Annotated in this window: 19 protein-coding genes and 5 pseudogenes; 5 read left to right on the top strand and 19 right to left on the bottom strand. The window is 58.4% G+C overall.

All coding sequences use genetic code 11. The features are described from left to right. Positions 1–81: 81 nt before the first annotated feature. Positions 82–1,039, top strand: a protein-coding gene (locus LPU83_RS66600) for an IS630 family transposase (RefSeq protein WP_112334086.1) whose coding sequence is annotated in 2 segments (ribosomal slippage) — positions 82–432 and positions 434–1,039 — 957 coding nt in all. Because the reading frame shifts where the segments join, the coding sequence is not laid out codon by codon here. Between the two features lie 1,097 nt (positions 1,040–2,136). Here the strand turns inward: LPU83_RS66600 and LPU83_RS74805 are convergent. Continuing rightward, positions 2,137–2,451: pseudogene (locus LPU83_RS74805) on the bottom strand (glutathione S-transferase family protein); the annotation flags it as partial. Between the two features lie 1,021 nt (positions 2,452–3,472). Then, positions 3,473–4,561 carry an IS110 family RNA-guided transposase gene (locus LPU83_RS66595; RefSeq protein ID WP_024318708.1) on the bottom strand — a complete coding sequence of 363 codons (1,089 nt, stop codon included), beginning with the start codon at positions 4,559–4,561 and terminating at the stop codon, positions 3,473–3,475. A 106-nt stretch (positions 4,562–4,667) separates the two neighbouring features. On the opposite strand from LPU83_RS66595, the gene LPU83_RS75235 reads away from it, so the two are divergent. After that, on the top strand, positions 4,668–4,799 hold the full coding sequence (locus tag LPU83_RS75235) for a hypothetical protein (protein ID WP_258579804.1): 132 nt from the start codon (positions 4,668–4,670) through the stop codon (positions 4,797–4,799). Between the two features lie 716 nt (positions 4,800–5,515). On the opposite strand, the gene LPU83_RS66590 is transcribed toward LPU83_RS75235, so the two are convergent. From LPU83_RS66590 to LPU83_RS66555, 9 genes and pseudogenes are all read right to left on the bottom strand, one after another. Next, positions 5,516–5,827 (bottom strand): potassium channel family protein, encoded by a 312-nt coding sequence (locus LPU83_RS66590; RefSeq protein WP_024318710.1) that lies wholly within the window; start codon positions 5,825–5,827, stop codon positions 5,516–5,518. Between the two features lie 248 nt (positions 5,828–6,075). Further along, a pseudogene (locus LPU83_RS74800) lies at positions 6,076–6,292 on the bottom strand (hypothetical protein). A gap of 24 nt (positions 6,293–6,316) precedes the next feature. After that, positions 6,317–6,652: pseudogene (locus LPU83_RS74795) on the bottom strand (DUF2092 domain-containing protein); the annotation flags it as partial. Between the two features lie 657 nt (positions 6,653–7,309). Next, the gene (locus LPU83_RS66580) at positions 7,310–7,588 is read right to left on the bottom strand and encodes a DUF982 domain-containing protein (RefSeq protein WP_024318711.1); all 279 of its coding nucleotides are present in this window, start codon (positions 7,586–7,588) and stop codon (positions 7,310–7,312) included. 448 nt (positions 7,589–8,036) lie between these two features. After that, the gene (locus tag LPU83_RS66575) at positions 8,037–8,762 is read right to left on the bottom strand and encodes an amino acid ABC transporter ATP-binding protein (protein ID WP_024318712.1); all 726 of its coding nucleotides are present in this window, start codon (positions 8,760–8,762) and stop codon (positions 8,037–8,039) included. Beyond that, positions 8,740–9,399 (bottom strand): amino acid ABC transporter permease, encoded by a 660-nt coding sequence (locus LPU83_RS66570; RefSeq protein ID WP_024318713.1) that lies wholly within the window; start codon positions 9,397–9,399, stop codon positions 8,740–8,742. Before LPU83_RS66570 ends, LPU83_RS66575 begins: the two co-directional genes overlap by 23 nt. Beyond that, a complete protein-coding gene (locus tag LPU83_RS66565; RefSeq protein WP_024318714.1) occupies positions 9,396–10,067 on the bottom strand; it encodes an amino acid ABC transporter permease in 672 nt (223 codons plus the stop codon). The genes LPU83_RS66570 and LPU83_RS66565 overlap by 4 nt, the downstream gene beginning before the upstream one ends. A gap of 72 nt (positions 10,068–10,139) precedes the next feature. Further along, positions 10,140–10,925 carry a transporter substrate-binding domain-containing protein gene (locus LPU83_RS66560; protein ID WP_024318715.1) on the bottom strand — a complete coding sequence of 262 codons (786 nt, stop codon included), beginning with the start codon at positions 10,923–10,925 and terminating at the stop codon, positions 10,140–10,142. 5 nt (positions 10,926–10,930) lie between these two features. Beyond that, on the bottom strand, positions 10,931–11,683 hold the full coding sequence (locus LPU83_RS66555) for a GntR family transcriptional regulator (RefSeq protein ID WP_024318716.1): 753 nt from the start codon (positions 11,681–11,683) through the stop codon (positions 10,931–10,933). Between the two features lie 221 nt (positions 11,684–11,904). Here LPU83_RS66555 and LPU83_RS66550 point away from each other — a divergent pair. Further along, a pseudogene (locus tag LPU83_RS66550) lies at positions 11,905–12,267 on the top strand (site-specific integrase); the annotation flags it as partial. Positions 12,268–12,283: 16 nt separating this feature from the next. Here the strand turns inward: LPU83_RS66550 and LPU83_RS66545 are convergent. Further along, entirely contained in the window at positions 12,284–12,697 is a 414-nt protein-coding gene (locus LPU83_RS66545) for a type II toxin-antitoxin system VapC family toxin (protein ID WP_024318717.1), read from the bottom strand. Further along, on the bottom strand, positions 12,694–12,942 hold the full coding sequence (locus LPU83_RS66540; protein ID WP_024318718.1) for a type II toxin-antitoxin system VapB family antitoxin: 249 nt from the start codon (positions 12,940–12,942) through the stop codon (positions 12,694–12,696). The genes LPU83_RS66545 and LPU83_RS66540 overlap by 4 nt, the downstream gene beginning before the upstream one ends. A 183-nt stretch (positions 12,943–13,125) precedes the next feature. Between LPU83_RS66540 and LPU83_RS74790 the strand changes: the two are divergent. After that, positions 13,126–13,496 (top strand): annotated as a pseudogene (locus LPU83_RS74790) (IS481 family transposase); the annotation flags it as partial. Next, a complete protein-coding gene (locus LPU83_RS66530; RefSeq protein WP_024318719.1) occupies positions 13,483–13,734 on the top strand; it encodes a hypothetical protein in 252 nt (83 codons plus the stop codon). The pseudogene LPU83_RS74790 and the gene LPU83_RS66530, both read left to right, overlap by 14 nt. Before the next feature lie 316 nt (positions 13,735–14,050). On the opposite strand, the gene LPU83_RS66525 is transcribed toward LPU83_RS66530, so the two are convergent. The 6 genes from LPU83_RS66525 to LPU83_RS66500 all read right to left on the bottom strand — a co-directional run bounded on the left by LPU83_RS66525 (position 14,051) and on the right by LPU83_RS66500 (position 19,101). Further along, positions 14,051–14,407, bottom strand: a complete 357-nt coding sequence (locus LPU83_RS66525) for a type II toxin-antitoxin system RelE/ParE family toxin (protein ID WP_024318720.1) — start codon at positions 14,405–14,407, stop codon at positions 14,051–14,053. A 1-nt stretch (position 14,408) separates the two neighbouring features. Then, the gene (locus LPU83_RS66520; protein ID WP_024318721.1) at positions 14,409–14,660 is read right to left on the bottom strand and encodes a ribbon-helix-helix domain-containing protein; all 252 of its coding nucleotides are present in this window, start codon (positions 14,658–14,660) and stop codon (positions 14,409–14,411) included. Between the two features lie 354 nt (positions 14,661–15,014). Next, complete coding sequence (locus LPU83_RS73295; RefSeq protein ID WP_112334140.1) at positions 15,015–15,155, bottom strand: hypothetical protein; 141 nt, start codon at positions 15,153–15,155, stop codon at positions 15,015–15,017. Positions 15,156–15,480: 325 nt separating this feature from the next. Further along, a complete protein-coding gene (locus LPU83_RS66510) occupies positions 15,481–16,815 on the bottom strand; it encodes an ISNCY family transposase (protein ID WP_037069090.1) in 1,335 nt (444 codons plus the stop codon). Positions 16,816–17,176: 361 nt separating this feature from the next. Beyond that, the gene (locus LPU83_RS66505) at positions 17,177–18,700 is read right to left on the bottom strand and encodes an adenylate/guanylate cyclase domain-containing protein (protein WP_024319029.1); all 1,524 of its coding nucleotides are present in this window, start codon (positions 18,698–18,700) and stop codon (positions 17,177–17,179) included. A 35-nt stretch (positions 18,701–18,735) separates the two neighbouring features. Next, positions 18,736–19,101 carry a response regulator gene (locus LPU83_RS66500; RefSeq protein ID WP_024319028.1) on the bottom strand — a complete coding sequence of 122 codons (366 nt, stop codon included), beginning with the start codon at positions 19,099–19,101 and terminating at the stop codon, positions 18,736–18,738. Between the last annotated feature and the right edge of the window lies 1 nt (position 19,102).

Genomic DNA, 19,102 nt, shown 5'->3' with positions numbered 1-19,102 from the left:
GAGCATCGCACTTGAATTGAGAATCGAGTGGGGTTTTCACGAGGGTATTGGTGTGATTCACTGCGGTTGGAGGTGAATCACATGGGTAAATCTCATTCTGTTGATCTTCGTCAGCGTGTTGTTTCCATGGTCGCTAGCGGCCAATCACGGCGAGCCGCTGCCCGTCATTTCGCAATCAGCGACAGCAGTGCGATCAAGCTGCTGCAACGCCGGGAGCGGACTGGGCTGATAACCCCCGCGCGTCAAGGAAGGCCACCAGGTGCAGGGAAACTGTCGGCGTTTCGCGATTTCCTGGTCGCACAGGTCGAAGGCAAACCGGATATCACCATGCCAGAGCTTGCCCGTCGCCTTGAGGATGAACATGGATTGGTTATTCCACCATCGTCCCTGTCGCGGTTTTTGATAACGCAGGGATACACATATAAAAAAACAGATAATGGCGTCGGAACGCGCTCGCGCTGATATCCGAAAGGATCGTGATGTCTGGATTTCGAAACGCCAACCCCGGATGCGATTTGAACCGCATCGACTTGTTTTCTTGGACGAAACCTCGGTGAACACAAAGATGGTGAGACTGCGTGGGCGCTCCCCGCGCGGCGAGCGTCTCATCACGGATGCGCCCTTTGGCCACTGGGGGACACAGACATTCATTGCAGGCTTGCGCTGTTTCGGTCTTACTGCGCCCTGGATTATTGACAGGCCGATGAACCGGGAAATCTTCGACACCTACATCGAGACCCAGCTTGCGCCGACACTCGAACCAGGCAATGTCGTCATCCTGGATAATCTTCGCGTTCACAAGAGCGATAAAGCCAAAGCCTGCCTCAAGGAAGTTGGTGCGTGGCTCCTGTTTCTGCCGTCTTATTCGCCAGATTTGAACCCGATCGAAATGGCCTTCGCCAAAATTAAGGCCCATCTCCGAGCCGCCGCCGCTCGCACGTTTGACGCACTCTCAAATGCGCTCGGATCCATCTGCAACCTCTTCAACAGCCAAGAATGTCGAAACTATTTTACAGCCGCAGGCTATGGGTTCGATTAAAGGTACGGCGCTCTAGTCGATGCATATTAGGCAACACTAAATCAACCTCGGCGCGAGGACGGCGGGTTGTCAAATCAACTTTTTGGAAATAGCGCACCTGCCGCGTCCTTTGGAGACGTACGGCAAAGTTCCGCTCAATTACAATGCGGCCGCCGTTAGTGAGCGGCCCCAACGGGGCATCAGTGAGCATTCGTCCGGATCAGATTGACTTCCGCTCATGGCGCATTCTTGCCACCTCTATCACAACCGCAGCGTCCGAAACGGGCCAACGTTCTTGGTCAATGTGCTAGGAAAACAGCGCTTACGTTTGGTCTCGCGTTCGATCGCCATGCGCTGCGGATGCGTTCTTCTTGGCGCGCCGAATATGGCGGGCTTCTCATGATCGTTGCGCACCTCGGATCACCGACGTCCCGCCATAGCGGCTATGTGGTCGTGTTCGCCATCGCGCAGCGAACGGCCGCCTTCTCGCGGATTTCGTTGAAGAAAGCGGCGCCTCCTCCAGCGCTTGGGACGCTTTGTTAACGTTGTATAATTTCAATGCGGCTTATCACGAGGGCGCGGTGGCAAGGGAGCTGATCATCATGGGCCAGCTTTGCAAGGGTGGACAGAAATGTCCGCCTTTGCTCTTCATACATCAGCCTTTTTTAGCGGCAGCTATGATGGTCTGAGTGCCTTGGCGCAGCGCCTTGCCCTCAACCGAACGGGCTCTTACTGCGCCACGTGCATCTGGATGGTAATAGCCTCGTTCAGCGCCTCGGCTGTTTTTTCACCGGCAATCACCCGATTTACCGCCGCCGCCAGGGCGGCCTGTCCGCACTCGCTGTCGAATGCGACACGATGTTTCTCGCCCAGGTCCTGACCACGGTCGTAACCGTGTCGATGTCCTTGTCGTCGAGAGATAGGAGGTTCAAGAGCGACATCTTTGTGTCCTCCCTAACGGGGAGATTTGATCTCCCCAGCGTCCCCTCCGTTGGGGCATTTGATGTTACGCTCATCAGGCGATACCGCAACAATCAAAAGCAGCCGAATTCAAGTTCGGGAGCTGTGTTTGCGCTCGCCGATGTGCACCAGTACCGGCTGACGGAGAAACCCCTGGCTTATGAATGCGGAAGAGACGATGATTTCGCAGCTGTCAGCTTTTGGCCTCTATGTTGCTTACTCTGCCGCCGCGCCATCTGGTCTGCATGTGCCTTTAGGAAGGCCGGGGGGCCGTGGCGCGTGCGACATGGCCACGACAGGCGGGAATGTTCCGCCAGCCCGTCGAACCGATCGACAAGGCGCAGCACATCCGCCGTGAGTGTGTCGGCGACGGAGAGGGTCCAGGCGAGCCATTCTCGTCCTGCCAAGACCGGCTCTATGTGTTGAAGCCGGACCCTGAGGAACGCGTCGAAACGGTCCCATGCCGGCGTATCCTTGCAAGAGAAGGGGGCGAGGATCTCATAATGGGGCTGATGCGAGGTAATGACCCATACAGTAAATGTCGCAGCCTCGCATGACTGAGCATCCGAGCAGCAAGCGGCGCAGGCATCACACTTGCAATCGTCGCCGCTGCCTTGCTCATTAGACTAGGCCATGAGACGGCAAGGGGATAGGTCCGGTTCGATGCAAAGGTCGGACCTTTGCCTCGCTGCGCGGCAATCACTGACCGCGGCATATCCTGCGGACGTAATCCGATAGAACCGGATCTTCAGCCAGGCGCTGTTGAAACTGTCCCTCGTCCACTTGGCCGGATCGATAGGCCTCGAGGAAGCATCGTTGTTCAAGCGTCAAACGGGGCAGATGGGATGCCGCCGGCGTGGGGGGTGGTGCTGCGCCCGCGCGGGGCAAATGGGACGCCGCCGGTGGTGCTGTGCCCAATGCTTCTGAGGCGCCTTTTATCGATTTTTTGGAGTCTGATCCTGGGGACGACATGGCATTTCTCCTTCCCGTAGATCAACTGCTGTTAAGTCTCCGGGTTCCGCCGCCCGCGGCGCGACGTCGTGCATTTCAGCGAGAAGCCGCGTGCGATGCGGACTGCATCTAGGTCCAGCATGTCAACGGCTCCGCTGATCGCGCCTTGCCGATAGAGCCACGATCGGTCTTGCTGGCTCCATCCACAAGGCAACGCTCGTCAGAGATTTGCACAATCAGATCCCATGGGAGTGAACAGCAGCCGGCGCTCTGGCAAAGTGAGGCTGCATATGTGGACGACCCCCTCCTTGCAAGGGTTTTGGCAGTGATTTTGATCGGATCGCTTGCGTGCATATGTTCGGCCTGTTGTCGCGCTCACAAATGAACGCTGGCCAAGATGGGGTTCGCGACTCGTGTTCCAAACAATTTTGCGACCTGCAGCTGCCATTGCGACTACAGCGACCATTGCGCCAAGCGGAGTGTCACGAGTCCCGAATCGATCGATCATACCATCTGCTGTTTCTTGCAAGTTCACGCATCAGATCAGCACGGTAGCTTTGTCTCTCCGCTCACCGTAACCGACTGATCACTTAAGCTGCACATGCCAGGTCGCTGAACAGCAGGTTTTCGATAATTTTCGCCGGTGACCATCATCTTCCAAGCGATGCGGGCGATCTTGTTGGCCAGCGCCACGGCCGCGAGCTTGGGCGGCTTGCGCTTGAGCAGGTTGACAAGCCAGGGCAAGGCGTTCTTGCCACGACCGGCACGAACCTGACGAAGAAGTGAAGTCGCACCTACCACCATTGCGGTTCGTAACGCTTCATCGCCCGCGCGCGTGATGACGCCAAGCCGGGGTTTTCCGGCGGTCGAATGATCCCTGGGCGTCAGACCAATCCAGGCGGCGAAGTCGCGGCCCGATCGGAAGAGCTCGGGCGCCGGCGTCTTCATGGTCAGCAGCGAGGCGACGATCGGGCCGACAGCGGGGATCTGGGCCAGCCGCCGGCTGCACTCGTTTTCGCGGTGCCACGCCATCAGCTTTGCCTCGATGGTCTCCAGTTCCGCTTGCAGTTGCGCATATTCCTTCGCGTGAAGTGCAAACAGCGCGCGCGCCAACTCGGGCAAATTCTCATCGGCTGCGATGCGCTCGAGCAGCGACTCGACCTTGTACATGCCCTTGGCGGCAGTCAGTCCGAACTCGGCGGCATAACCTCGGATCGCGTTGGCGAGTTGAGTGCGGTTACGGATCAGCCGGTCGCGCATGCCAAACAGCATCAACGTCGCCTGGCTCTCGGCGCTCTTGATCGGAACGAAGCGCATCGTCGGCCGGCTCATCGCCTCGCACACCGCTTCGGCATCGGCGGCATCGTTCTTGCCGCGCTTGACATAGGGCTTGACGTATTGCGGCGGAAGCAGCTTCACCTCGTGCCCCAGCGATCCAAGCAACCGCGCCCAGTGATGCGACCCCCCGCACGCCTCGATCCCCACTACCGTCGGCGGCAGCTTCTCGAAGAACGCCACCATCTCCTTGCGCCGCAGCTTCTTGCGCAGCACCGGCTGCTCGGCAGCATTCACACCATGAAGCTGGAAAAAATGCTTAGACGTGTCCATTCCGACCCTGATAATCTGTTCCACGGACGGCCTCCTTTGTTTGAGATCTGTTGCGACCTCATGCTGGCACAGTTCGATGCCGTTCGGGGTCGTCCACTCCAACAATTTTCATATCGTTGGAGCTCTTATGATGGAGCAAATCGAAGTTACATCGATCCGCCACGGACGCATGGTCGTCCAAACGCCCGATATCGATCTGGAGGAAGACTTGGAAGATGAGAACGACCAAGATCACGAGAGCGATGGACCAAAGCCGAGGTGATGCTGACCGTCGACCTTTCACCTACCTGACGCGGTTCCCTAACGAGAAGGTCTGCGAGAACCGATTTCCAAATCTGCTCGAGCTTGGCGTCCTCTTTTCCAATCTCGGTCTCGAGGATGAAGGCCTGGGCGATTTCCGCGGTCGTGATGGGCTGCCCGCCGCTCGTAGCGTACGAAGGACGCATCCGCTCCTTGGGATCGAGCGATCCTACTTGCTCACGAGCGAGGACTCTGGTGGCAGTTGCGACCTAATTGCGGAGATTTGGGCAGTGCCTGTTCGAGTTCAATCTTGGCATCGCGCACGATAGGGTGTCCACTTGGCGATCTCCGCCTGTACATGTGTGCCGAGCTGCGGCGGCGTAGAACCCACACTGCGCGTAAGGCTTGGCATCTGCTCCTCGGGGCATTGAGCGTCAATTGGAGCCTGCGCTGGTCCGCACCGGATCCGGCCCTTGCCGATGCGGCGCCTTGAACGAGGATGAGCTCGAAGTGTTCGTCGCGCGCATCTCGCTCGATCCCGACGACCTTGTGGCGGTCATCACCACAACTCGCTCTTGACATAGCCTCTCCCCGAAAGGCTTGTTCGAGGGGGTGGCCCGTCAAACAACAAATGTGCCAATCCTCTGCATTAGAGATTCACAGCTGACACGGGCGACGAAGTGGCAGATCCAGGCCAACCACTGGCAGGAAGAAAGACTTGGCGCGCCTTGAATTTTCTTATTTCGCAGTGTTCCGATCAGCCGCGTTCAGGGCCTTGACGGTGACCGCTGCAATGAGACCAGTCAACACAATCCCCGCAAAACCGATTACCAATGCGAGCACCCGAGCCGAGAAATGTTTGGGCGTAAAATCGCCATAGCCGATGGTGAGCCCTGTTACGAAGGTGAAGTAGAGAGCTTCGCCGAGCCCCCAATCCTCTATGCGCCAAATTGCAGCCCCACATCCAACCATTATCGTAATGATCCCGGACATGATTGGCCAGACCACACGAAGCTGCTCGACGAGGGCGATGAAGAACAGGCGCCTCATTTGCTTCGCGCCCTGCCCTTTGTCTGTTTCTGCTGTCACGACCTTCGACCTTTCTACGGTTAGTGTCACAGGAGCCGAGGCCGTAGGGCGTTGAACAGCCCGTCCCCCTCCTTTTTTGCCTGGAGCGCTTTCGACCGCCAGTACGGCGGACACATAGCCGCTTGCGACGCAAGTCGATCGCTTCCCGAGCGGCATGGATCATTGTCGCCCATATCCGCCTCGCCACCAGATGTGGCGGATATGGTTTTTCACAATGCCTTTTCGAGTGGGGGCTCCCAGCCGTTATACACACCGGCCGCGCAACGCCGCGACGGGCGCCGCGCCGGCTACGCTGACCGGCGTCAGGCAGCGTCCGACTCTTGCCTCCGCGGTCGAGACAAAACTATGAACACCGGGGATCGCAAGGCCCTCCCCCGCCTCGAGCCCGGCAACGTCAGTGCCTGTCTTCCAATCCCTGATCTGGATGGTGTACCGTGGTGCCCGGTCAACCTGCTTGTCGGTGACCACATATCGACAGGGATAAGGGTGCTCGCCTCGGGCGATCCAAATCTGCCAGTCGACGTCCTTGTTGCGAAACGCGAGATGATCGCATTCGGTACCGCCGTTCACACCGCTGCCGAGATCCTTCACATCGATCACGTCGGCCATCAATTCATCGTAGACATTGGGAAGAAGCAGGTCTGCGCCAGGAGCCGGCTTGTGACGCTTTTCCTTCAATTCATCGATCAGATATTCGACAGTACCAGGCACCTCCATCTCAGTGTAGCGATTGAGGTTCTTACCCAGCAGGGTTGAGCGTCGTTCCGTCGAAAACCATTTCGACATCGGCAAACCACCGGTCCGCTCGACGCGGAGCTGCCGAACGACTTGGAAAAGAAGGCCGTTTTCGATGCGGTCGTTGAGAGTCTGCGCTTAGACTGATAGCGCCAGGAATACCCTCTATTAATGACGTTGAAGAATTGTGACTCGACTTGTCCCTCACACCAGTAGTTCAATTTCAGGACCGGGTGTGAGGTTGGGTCGATGAGATACGAATGGGATGATGACGCCCGCGGGCGTCGGGCTTATGTGATCAAGGTAGTCTCCGTATTGCTGGCATCAGCCCTGACGGCAGGGGTTCCGACGTGGATTGTCGCCAGAGCCATGGGGTTTTGACAAACGGTAATTCCGCATTTGAAGCCGGAGTCTGCGGCCGGGTGTAGCTCGTCGCTGCGGTTGGAAAGCAGCGCCGTCCAGGTTCAGCCTGCCAAAGGCTCCGCTGCTTGCGCTTGCCAATGGAGCGATGATCGGTTTCGCTCGCTCCATCCGCACAACAACTCCCGAGATTTCGCAGTGCCTATTCGAGTTCAATCTTGGCGTCGCGCGCGACGCAGACTGCGAGTATTTCATGATGAGCCTGATCCGAGGCAAATACCGTCGCCCATCCAGTGAACGTCGCAGCCTTGCATAGCCGGGCATCCAGGAGAGGTGTGCGATCCAGCGCTAAGCCTTGGCCTGTCCACCCTGAGATGACGCGGGCATGAAGTCGAAGGCAATATCCGCGTCAGACAGAGCGGCAATGAAGGCTTCCTGAGCCGCCGCGTTTTCGTTTCTGTCGGCTATCGACCGGCCACAGACATAAATGGCGGTCTGGTAGCTGTGGTTCAGCGTGCAAGGCCAGCGCATCAGCAAGAAGTCTATGGCCGCTCGGCTGTCTCCAATCGTATACGCCACGCCACTTTCATTACCGGCAACGATGATAGGGATATCCCAGAGTTCCATGGCGCTTTTACCAGTGAAGCTGTTGCTTCATCAGCACAACGACTGCGGGATAAGTCGAAACAATCGTTAGGGTCGGCCTGAAAACCGCAGATGAGGACGGTCGGCGTGGAGGCCCTGTTGTCGCCATCGACCTGGTGTCGGCAGGGCATTCGTCGCTCTTCGAGAACGCGGCGCGTGTCAGTCTGATCTCGATGTGACCGACGTGCGCGGTGACCTCGGTTCCGCGCTGACTGGATGCAGGATGTCGGCATCGTTAGAATGGATTGTATCAAAATGACGATCGTCCACCCCGCCGCAATGCAACAGTTATGAAAGAGAACGGAGAGCCTCGGCCATGGGTCTGAAGATCGTTGCGCGAATTGCGGCTCTGCACCGCGCCTGCTTTGCGCTTGAAGAGACCGCAGACGGAATGAGCGCCAAGATCACGTTTTGACATGGCGCCTGCTGCTTAGTGAACGCCGAGAAACTGCTGGAGCTCCGGTGTCTTCGGATTGGCGAACACCTCCTGCGGCGGTCCGATCTCGTGAACGCGGCCCTGGTGCATGAAGACGACCCTTGAGCAGACGTCGCGGGCGAACTTCATCTCATGCGTCACCATCAACAGCGTCATGCCGTCCGCGGCAAGCTCGCGGACGACCGCCAGCACCTCGGACACCAGTTCCGGATCGAGCGCCGAGGTGATCTCGTCGCAGAGGAGCGCGATCGGCTGCATAGCGAGCGCCCGAGCGATCGCCACCCGCTGCTGCTGGCCGCCCGAAAGCTCGTCCGGATAGGCGTCGAACTTGTGCCCCAGCCCGACGCGATCGAGCATCCTACGGGCCATCGACTCGGCCTCCGCCTTCGGTGTCTTTTTCACGACGGCCTGGGAGAGAATGACGTTGCCGCCGACCGTCAGATGCGGAAAGAGGTTGAACTGCTGGAAGATCATCCCGACCTTCAGCCGCAACGCCTTCAGGTGCGTTTCGTCGTCGAGCAGTTGCGCACCGGCGACCGATATCGAGCCCTGCGTGATCGTTTCGAGCCCGTTGATACAGCGAAGCAACGTCGACTTGCCCGAGCCGCTCTTACCGATGATGGCGATGACCTCGCCCGGCTCGACATCGAGATTGATACCTTTCAGAACCTCGTTGGTGCCGAAGTTTTTGCGAACCTCAGTGATTTCGATGAGCGACATTGAGCTTCCTTTCAAGCACTTGGCTGCTTTTGGACAGGGGCCAGCAGAGCGCGAAATAGATAAGGGCGACGAGCCCGTAGACAGTGAATGGCTGGAAGGTGGCGTTGGTGACGACGGTTCCGGCCTTGGAGAGTTCAACGAAACCGATGATCGAGGTGAGTGCCGTGCCCTTGACGACCTGTACCGAGAAACCGACCGTCGGCGGCACCGCGATCTTCAGAGCCTGCGGAAGAATGACGTAGCGCATTTGCTGCAGCCGCCCCATGCCGAGGCTGGCGGATGCCTCCCACTGCCCCCGGTTGATGGATTCGACGCAACCGCGCCAGATTTCGGCGAGGAACGAAGCTGTCCACAGGATAAGCGCAACTCCGGCCGCCAGCCAGGCCGGCACGTCGATGCCAATCAGTCCAAGGCCGAAGAAAGCGATGAAAAGCTGCATCAGGAGTGGCGTTCCCTGGAACAGCTCGATGTAATATTTAGCAAAAACCCTGGCCGCCTTGCGCATGCTGATGCGCAGGAAGAGAAGAAGCAGGCCGACCGCTCCTCCGCCGGCAAAGGAGACAAGTGAGAGCAGGATGGTCCAGCGCGTCGCGAGCAGCAGATTGCGCAGGATATCCCATGTGGAAAACTCGATCATCGCGCTGCCCTCCTTGGAAAGATGAGACCGCCGAGGACGGCGAGTACCTGGCGAAGCAGGATCGCGAGGCAGAGATATATGACGGTCGAGACAATATAGGTTTCAAAGGCGCGGAAGGTCCGCGATTGGATGAAGTTCGCGGCAAAGGTCAGGTCTTCAGCAGCGATCTGCGATACCACCGACGAACCGAGCATCACGATCACCACCTGCGACGACAGGGCCGGCCAAATGCGCTGCAGCGAGGGCACGAGCACGACGTGCCGGAAGGTCTCGAAGCGGGTCATGGCAAGGCTGGCGCCCGCTTCGAACTGGCCCTTTGGGGTTGCCTGCATGCCGGCGCGGATAATCTCGCAGCTATAGGCTCCGAGATTGACGACCATCGCGATGTTTGCCGCGGTCAGTTCGTCAAGCCGCAGGCCGAGAGAGGGCAGGCCGAAGAAAATGAAGAAAAGCTGGATCAGGAACGGCGTGTTGCGGATCAGTTCAACATAAGTTGCCACGATCGGCTTCAGCCAGGCGGGACCGAGCGCCCGCACCCACGCGCAGAAAATACCGAGCGAAATGCCGAGTGCCGCGCCGACGGCGATCAATTCGAGTGTTATCAGAACGCCCTTAACGATCTGCGGATAATATTGGGCAAGCCAGCCGAATTCGAAAATATAGTTCAAGTTGTTCCCCTCTTGGCGCTCAGCAGCGGCTCCGCCATCCCGCAGGCAGTGGGATGGCGGCCATGGATACGATCAGAGGTCGGCCGGAAGATCGGCGCCGAGCCATTTCCGGGAGATGCCGTTGAGCGCACCGTCTGTTTTGGCAGCGGCAAGGATGGCGTTGACCTTCTCAAGCAGCGCCGACTCGTTCTTGTTGAGGCCGATGTAGCAGGGAGAGTTCTTGATCAGAAACTTCAGCTCCGGGCGCTTTGGCGGGTTTCTGGCGAGGATGGCGGCTGCAACAACGTTGCCTGTTGCAACCACATCCACCTGCCCGGAGAGGAACGCGGAAATCGTGCCGTTGTTATCCTCGTAGCGTTTGATGACGGCGTCGGCAGGGGCAATCTTTGTCAGTTCCAGATCCTCCACGGCACCGCGCGTGACGCCGATAGTCTTTGCGGAAAGTTCCTCGGCCTTCGTGACAGAAACGTCTGCGGGGGCGAAGACGCCGTTGAAGAACGGGGCATAGGCGGCGGTGAAATCGATCACCGCTTCGCGCTCGGCGTTCTTGCCGAGGCTTGAGATTACCAAATCGACCTTATTGGTCTGGAGATAAGGAATGCGGTTTGCGCTGGTGACGGGAACGAGCTCTGTCTTCACCCCGAGCTTCCCCGCGATCAGGTTTGCCACGTCGATATCGTACCCCTGCGGAGCCATGTCCGTCCCCACGCTGCCGAACGGCGGAAAGTCCTGCGGGACGGCGACGCGGATCGTGCCGCGGGTGGTGATGTTGGCGAGCGAGTCGGCATGTGCGGCGACCCCGAAGCCGGCGGTGACCGCGAGCGTCGCAATTGCAAAAAATACGCGTCTTGTGAGCATGTCTTTTATATCTCCTTTGGGGCTACGGGTTGTTTCGCGCCGGATAAACGGGACGTCGAAGGCGCATTCTTGGGTGGGAGGGACAGGGAAATACGCAGTTCGGACAGCGGATCGGGGCGCGCCGTCAGATCCAGGCCCGTCTCCACTTCGTCCAGATGCTCGATCGACAATTCTGCCGCTTTGACGAGATCGCCTTCGACCATGGCTTCGAAGATGCGGCAATGCCCCTGATGGGACTGGGCTGCATGGAACTCCGATTGGTAGAGCATCGAAATGAGAATGGTCCGGGCGGTAAGATCGCGCAGCACTTCGATGAGCACGGCATTGCCGCACAACTCCGCGATCCTGATGTGAAAATCGCCCATGAGACAAGTTAGGCGCTGACGGTCGCCAGCGGCCATCGCGGCCTTTTCCTCGTCCAGATGCGCAAGGAGAAGCTGCCGCCCGTCTTCGGTCAGCGGCCGCATGCTCCGCAGCAATCCGGACTCGATGACCCGCCGCGCCTCGTAGACCGTCATCGCTTCTTCAGCCGAAGGCTCTACGACGAACCATCCTCGTCGCGGACTCACATGAACGATGCCGCGGGTTTCGAGGCGCATCATCGCCTCGCGCACCCGCGTACGAGATACTCCGAAAAGCCCGGCGAGTTGATTTTCGCTGAGCCGAGTGCCCGGATGGATTCGCGCGGAAAGAATGCCTGAAACGATGGCTTCTTCGATGTTTGTCTGCCGGGTCTTTTCAGTATGTAAGTCTTGCATACAAGAGAGAAAGCAAGGGCCGTACCAAATTCTAACGCGACCTCAGAATCAACACGTCACGGCGGATCTGCCTCGCGCTCTGTCGATATTCTAGGCATCGCCCCTGTGCATCTGCCCAAAAAGGACCAAGGCGGCCCATCACCAGCAAATCAGTTAAGATGGCCGCATTGGAAACGATGCAGTCATTTTTAGTATGGGACACATGGTAGGGGTTGAACAGGATCAGACACTGGATCAAGTTCGCCAAGATCGCCCATGGCCCTCTTTTCCGCCGCGTCTCGGGACAGGGAAAATCGGTCGGTTCGGAGCGTTTGAACGACAAGGAAGCGGCGCGACTGGTCAAACGCGCCGCGATCTGAGGTGATCTGGCTGAAGTCGAGCGAGCACTCAAGTTTTCAGGCCACTCATTGCGCGCAGGCATTACCCGCTCCGCCGAGGTCGATGAGCGGTCCTTGCAGAAGCAACTCAGCCACACGAGCGCGGAAATGACCCGCCGCTATCAGCGCCGGCGCGATCGCTTTCGCGTCAACTTACCAAGGCATCCGCGCTTTGAAAGCCCCTCTTCTGCTTCATCCAAAGGCTAAAAGCATCACAAAGGCATTAGAAGTCCCACGGAGATATGAGATCGAGCCCTGTGGTCTCGAAATCCGTGAGATTGCGGGTTGCTAAGCGGCCACCGTTTACCCGGGCAATCGCGGCAATCATTCCATCGGGTGCCGACATTCCGCGTCCCTTACGAGCGGCATCGCCCATAATCTCCCCGTAAGCGCGTGCGGCTTCTTCGGTCAATCCGAATATGCGATCAGCAAAACGACGACGCCACTCTTGCAACCCTTGTTCCAGCCGATCGGCGCGCTGATCCGGCCTTATCTTCTGGATCCCGAAGGCGATCTCGGCGATCGTCACTGTTGGCAGTGCTAATTCCGCATCGAATCGAACCAGCCAAGCGATCACTGCCTCATTTGGTGCCTTCTTCAAGGTCTCAGAAACAACGTTGGTGTCGAGAAAGATCAAAGATCGACGCCCTGATGCCGATGGCGATTTTCACGGACTACAGCTTCCAGATCGATGTCTGTGCCGGTTTGCGCCCCAAGACGCGAATAGAAGCTCGAAGCAGGCTCGCGCCCTGCCTCCCGGATCTCATAGGATTCGAGCGCACGTTCGACCACCTCGGCAATCGAACGATTTTCGCGGCGAGCAAGCCTATGAGCCAAATCTCGCGCCTTGGAGCTTCGGACAGAGAGTTGTGGTGCGGCCATATCAAATCTCCTTTAGTGCACAATATAGAATGATTGCTCTCTGCCATCAAGATGGCAGTTGACGGCTTGCCATCTATGCATCATTGCGGACGGTCGGTTGCTGATGTCTCCTGAGTTTGAAAACGAGTGAATTCCCTACATTGCCTCGCTATCGGGCATGAAGTCGCCGGCCGGTGCGCTACGCCCGAGCCGGTCGAGGCGATGATCGTCTCCTGCAAGAAGGACAAGCCGCGGGCGCGCGGTAGATCCGCGAACTTTTGCTCAGGAGGCTTGCTGGCGATGTGCGCGTCCCGGCCAAAAGCACGGTGCATGCCATTCTCGACCGGCACGGGCTGGTCGCTCATGCCCGCCAGCGGCAGCGTTATCGGGCAGAGGGAACGGCCTTATCACAGGCCCTTTTGCCGAACGACTTGTGGTGCGCCGGCTTCAAGGGCGAGTTCAAGCTCGGTGACGGCCGCTACTGTTACCCATTGACGGTCACCGACCAAGTGTCACGCTACCTTCTCGCCTGCGAGGCCTTTGAACCGACAAAGGAGGTGGGTGTATTCGAGGCAGCCGGGTGCGAGCGTTCCGGACCCCTCGCAGCTCTATGCCTGGCGTCGTAAGGCGCTTTCGTCGGGAGCGGTTGCCCCGTTGAAGGAGGGACCAAGCAAACCAGAGAAGTCCACGCGCTTCGAAGCGGTGGACAGTTCGGTGGTGGAAATCGTGGTGGGCGATGTCGTCGTGGGCGCCGGCAGCGATATTGATCCCGATCATCTGGCGAGGATCCTTCGAGCGGTTCGCAAGGCTTGATCGCCTCCGGTATGGTGGTGTCGTGCCAGCCAGTTGACTTCCGCAAGGGAGCTGCGTCTTTGATGGCGCAGGGGCGGGATGGCGGGCTGGATCCGTTCAATGGCGCGAATGGCCATGCCGGCGCAATGATCTCCGCCCACGGGGAGTCGGCCCAGGAGAAGGTCGAGACCTGAAGAGCGCGCAAGACACCATCGTGCCGAGCAAGGCGGCCTGAATGGGTCCCCCGTGTCCTCGCGACTGGGCGTCGCATCTTCATAAGAGAAGTCTCTGCGTGTTCCGGGCTTGCACTCCTTTAGGAAGCGCCAACGCCTATGGCTTAGAAGGCTCGGCTTTCTCCGAGTAGTACCGCCAGGTCCTCAGCAAGGCGCACCGGCACATTCATCCGCTCGTGCAAAATGCTCATCACACTGAGATCGCCGTTATCGATTTCTCGGAAGAACTCGTAGTGATGTTCGTAGCGGCTGAAATACGCCTCACGTTTGACATCAGCGGGAACCGCATGCCGTTGCGGTAGCTTCCGCCATATCGCCTTTTCCTCGCACAACCGCTGCAAATGAGTATGCAAGCCGGTGATGTAAGTCACCGCCTGCTTCTCACCCCATTTCTCAACGGTATCCCGCCAAATTTTGTCCTGCGCCGCGTCCGCGCGCGGGTAAAACCGATACGCAACCATATCAACGGCGCTGGTTGCGACGGATTACATCCTCGGCCGTGACGGTGACAAATTCACTGTCATCTGCGCGCATGGCAGGAGCCAGTTCCTTTTGCAGTGACTCCCATGCCTCATCCCGTGTCTGCAAGTCGCGGCGGATTAGCGCACGAATATACTCGCTGGCATTTTCGTAGAGGCCATCCTCACCAATCTGCTGCTGAATATGGGCCTGCAACTGGCCGCCGACCTTCACATGGATGCTTCCCGAAGCCATTTGGCATATCCTTTCGTTCTATCTGCATTTTGGGTAGCGTAGGATCTATCGTCAATATTCATCACCACGCTCCTATGGGAGCGCGGTGTGAACCCGCAAGCTGGCGGTCATGGTGATGGCCTCAAGCTCAATGCCTCAAGGCGCCACGTTTAACAAATTCGCAGGCCTGGTAGTGGGAGGCCGATAGCTCATGCCCTGTAATTTGGGATGATCGATCAAAAGCCTCTATCTGCGTTTCAATAGAGCCACCTCCTTTCGGCTCGATTGGGTTCGGAACATGCCCGTGCGATGTGTACTTCGTCAGCCTAATCGATTTGTCATCGTTCCACAGACCAACGGTTGCGACCAAACCGCTCATTTGCCCAGCCGCGCGGCTGCAATAGCATGCGGCATCAGGAATGTGGCGATTTCCGCGATGACAATGATCAGATCGCCAGGAGCGTGTGCAACGCCTTCAACGAAAGCGCGCCATTGCCGCTGCTTTTGCTCGTCCATGGGAAAGCGTCCGTCAGCTCGTTCAGCTGGCTTTTGAACGTATTAGGGTTGATCGCTGTGGTCCGTCGACATTGAAATGTCCTTCGTAGAAACCGACCAACCGCTCTGATGTTGCGGGCGTAGCGCGATTTTAGCTAGTTTCCGTCCATAAACGGCTGGTTTTCTTGTGCTTGCAGCGCGTTTGGGTTCCGCTTGGTGGCCGCTTTGAAGCCATGCGGTGTGGCTCATGGGTGCTAATTGCGGCGGCCAGGATTTCTGGTGGAAATGCGCGCATTGGGAACTGCCGGCGTTCCGCCGGTCCGGTTTTGGCTGGCGACATGGGATGTCAGTTCGATCTGAGGCGGGCGAAGAGGGCGAGATTGTAAGCGACCACCGAGGACCAGACATAAGTCTTGAAGTGGTCGAGCCCACGCCAGGTGCAGCGCCCCAAGCCGTAGGCGCGTTTGAGGCAGGAGATGCCGGCCTCGATGCCGGCGCGGAAGTTGCGTAGCTTGCGATAGACCCAACGGCTTTTGACCATGTCTTCGATCTTGAGGCCGCACTTCTTGTGGAAGGCCATGTCTCGCACGCCCCAGGCCTTGGCTCCGCTCAGATTTTCGCGGCTGGCATAGCCGCCGTCGGCGGCGGCCTGCCGTGGCGGCTCGCCCCAGATGCCAATGTGACGCTCCAGCATCGGCAGCAAGCGCTCGCTGTCGGCCGGGTTGCCGGCTTCGACGACGAGGTCGAGGATCAGCCCGCTTGTGCCGGTGGTCAAATTGATCTTATGGCCATACTCGACGTCGCGGCTGCCTTTGACGATGATGTCGGCATGCGGCTCGAACAAACTGACCAGCTTGTCGCCAGCCGGCACCGCCTCGCCGGCCAGGACCCGCCGCTCGGTCTGGGCGATGATCCGTTCGATCAGCGGCTTATAGTGGCGGACTTGGGCCTGCCAGCGTTCGACCGCCGGGCCCGCCGCCAAGGGCAGCTGCGCCGCCGCCTGTTCGAGATAGCTCAAGGTGGTGCGCGTGATCCTGAGCAGCGCGCGATAGTGCTGAACTCGTTTCGGACGACCGCGGGTAAATTGGATCGCCCGGGATCGCTTCTTCGCCGCGCGGCAGTGATCGTGCCATAAGATGGCGCTGCCCAAGGAAGCCGCCTGCTGCAACAGCCGCACCATCACCCGCACGCAGTCCCACAAAAGACTGCTGTCGCTCGGTTCGTGCATCAGCGCCGAAGTGACGGTGCTGTCGATGCGCACGACCTTGCCGCGTTCCACCTTGTCCTGCCGGGCGCTTGTCAACAGCACGCGATTGATCGCTTCAAAGGTCCCGGCCCGGATCGCGCTGATCGTCTTGTGCAAGACCGACTTCTTCGGGCTGCACCCCCATGGCAGCCGGGCAAAAGCCCGGAACGAGGCGGAATCTTCCAGATGAAAGGCCAGCTCCTCATAACTCAACTGACGGTGTTGTTTGAGCAGGGCGCAACGCAGCACGGCCTCCGCCGGCAGGCCCTCGCGGCCGGTCTCCTTGACGCCGTGGCGGCGCAGGTCCTGCGCTACCAGCCCGAGCAGATCACGATGCTCATCCAGCCATTGCGACATGGCTTTCAGCTCGCGGCCGATCTCGTGTTCGGCGAAAAGATCGAATATATTGGATTGGACGGTGCGTTCTTGGCGCATTGTCGGCTCCGGCGGTTGCGGGTTTGTCTTTAGAATCAATGGCTTGATCTAAAGTGTACCTGAAACCGCCGGGCTTTGCCCGCGGCAATATCGCGATTCCTCCAATAATTTCAGCGGTTTACCGTTTGTGGACGGACACTAGCTAGCGAGGGTCTAGCTGAAGTCGCTCCACGAGTGCCAAGAGGAACGACAGAAATCGGACCTAAGAAGCTTTCACGCATTTCGTCCACAGCGTGGTGGGATGCGTCTCATCAACACGGCAGTTCGGCGTCTACACGGCTTGAAACAGCAACTACGAACCGTTCTGCACCAGCCGTCATCCTTTGCAACAGGGCCGCATGGAGCACGTCGACAGGAAGTGTTATTCCAAAAGGTAGGTTGTGCATCTCCCAATGCCGCGAATATTCATGATTTCCCGGCGGGCGGGCAAACGTCCCTCGCCAAGCGCATCGAACGTTGTTTGCGATATCTGAATTTGACCTGGTACGCCGCAAGACTCCATACGACTTGCAACATTGACCGTATGTCCCCAAACATCATAGCCAAAGCGTTTCCGACCGATTAGGCCAGCGATGACCGGCCCGCTATGGATGCCAATCCGCAAGCTGAGCGCTGATCCATCATCGACGCCTCCAGACATTTCGGCCAGCAGCGCCTTGGCGAACGCAACGCCCGCGACGGCGTGATCCACGCGAGAATCCGGTAGTCCCGACGCCGCCATATAGGCATCACCGATCGTCTTGATCTTTTCGATGCCATATTGATCAGCAAGTTCATCGAAACGACTAAACAGGTCTCCCAGTCTCCGGACCAGTGCTGCAGCCGGCGTTCGCGATGCAAATTCCGTGAAGTTGACGATGTCGGCGAAAATAATAGTGACCATATCGATGCGATCGGCGATCACTTCCTCTCCATCGGCAAGCCGCTTCACCACCTGCTTCGGAAGAATCGCATGCAGTAGGGCGTTTGCCCGTTCCTTCTCGAATTCTATCTGCGCCAGATATTGCTTTTCGCGCGTTCGCCAACGACGACGCTCGAGGCAGGCGGCAATGCGCGCTTTCAGCAAGACGGGATTGATCGGTTTGCGGAGATAGTCCTCGGCCCCCGCCTCAATGCAACGGGCAACGGCGTCGTCATCCTTCAGGCCGGAAATCATCACGACCGGGATCTCGCGAAAGTGTCCGTCCGATTTAAGCTGGCCGAGAAGCTCTATACCGTTCATGTCCGGCATCAAGACATCTGCCAATACGAGGTCGAATTCCTGCTGATCGAAGATACGAAGCGCCTCCTCGCCGGAGCTTGCCGCAACGACGGTGTGTCCATCGCGGCGGAGGCGTCTGGACAGGAGGTCGCGATTTGACGCCGTGTCATCGACGACGAGGATACGTCCTGCCCGTTCCGTGACGGCCGAAGAACGGGTCGCCATTGTCCTAGCCAGATCGGCGGCGATCGTTCCATCGAATTTAGGCTGAAATTCCTGATCCACATCGGGGGGCGATCCATCAAGTGTTTCGTCAATCTGCGCAAGCAAATTGCGGCTTTCACGGATGACCTTCGACACGTCCTCCAGCAGACGCGCCGGCAAGGTATCGGCGAAGTCCTCGATCAACATCTCGGAATAGCCGAGAATGGCATTCATGGGCGTTCTGAGATCATGGCGCAAAAGCCTATCGAGCGAGGGGGCATCCCCATTCTCCGGCATTTCGATGTCGAGCAGACGCTTGATCAATGTATTCAGCTCCCGCGCGGCGCTCAAGATCCTCTCAAGGTCCGGCAAGGCATCACTGGGTCCCGCGTCCCGCACCTCTTCCGTAATCAGTTCCTGATAGCCCAGAATGGCCTGGGCCGGATCGACGATGTTTTGGGCGATTCTGGCGATATACATGCGATGCCCGATGTCCCGAGATTGAGCCACGATCGTTACCCTCCGGTCAAACGGGCGATCTTATCGAGCAGACCCGGTAGTTCGATCGGTTTGGTGTCGTAGTCGTCACAACCGGCCTCGATTGCCTTTTCACGATCGCCGGCCATAGCATGAGCGGTAAGTGCGATCACCGGTATGGCAGCGGTGATGGGATTTCTTTTGATCCGCTTCGTTGCTTCCCAGCCGTCGATGACAGGAAGGCTCATATCCATCAAAACCAAGTCCGGCTTCGTGGTCACGGCCGCCTCGACCCCGGCGAGCCCGTCCGTTGCGCTGACAACTTCGTAACCACGTTTCTCCAAGCGGCGGGAAAGCATATCGCGGTTCATCTCATTGTCCTCGACGAGGAGAATCTTGACCATC

This window comes from Rhizobium favelukesii (assembly GCF_000577275.2).
GTDB classification, from domain to species: domain Bacteria; phylum Pseudomonadota; class Alphaproteobacteria; order Rhizobiales; family Rhizobiaceae; genus Rhizobium; species Rhizobium favelukesii.
Note: the sequence above shows the minus strand (reverse complement) of the source record. Positions and strands in the feature narration are given on the sequence as shown.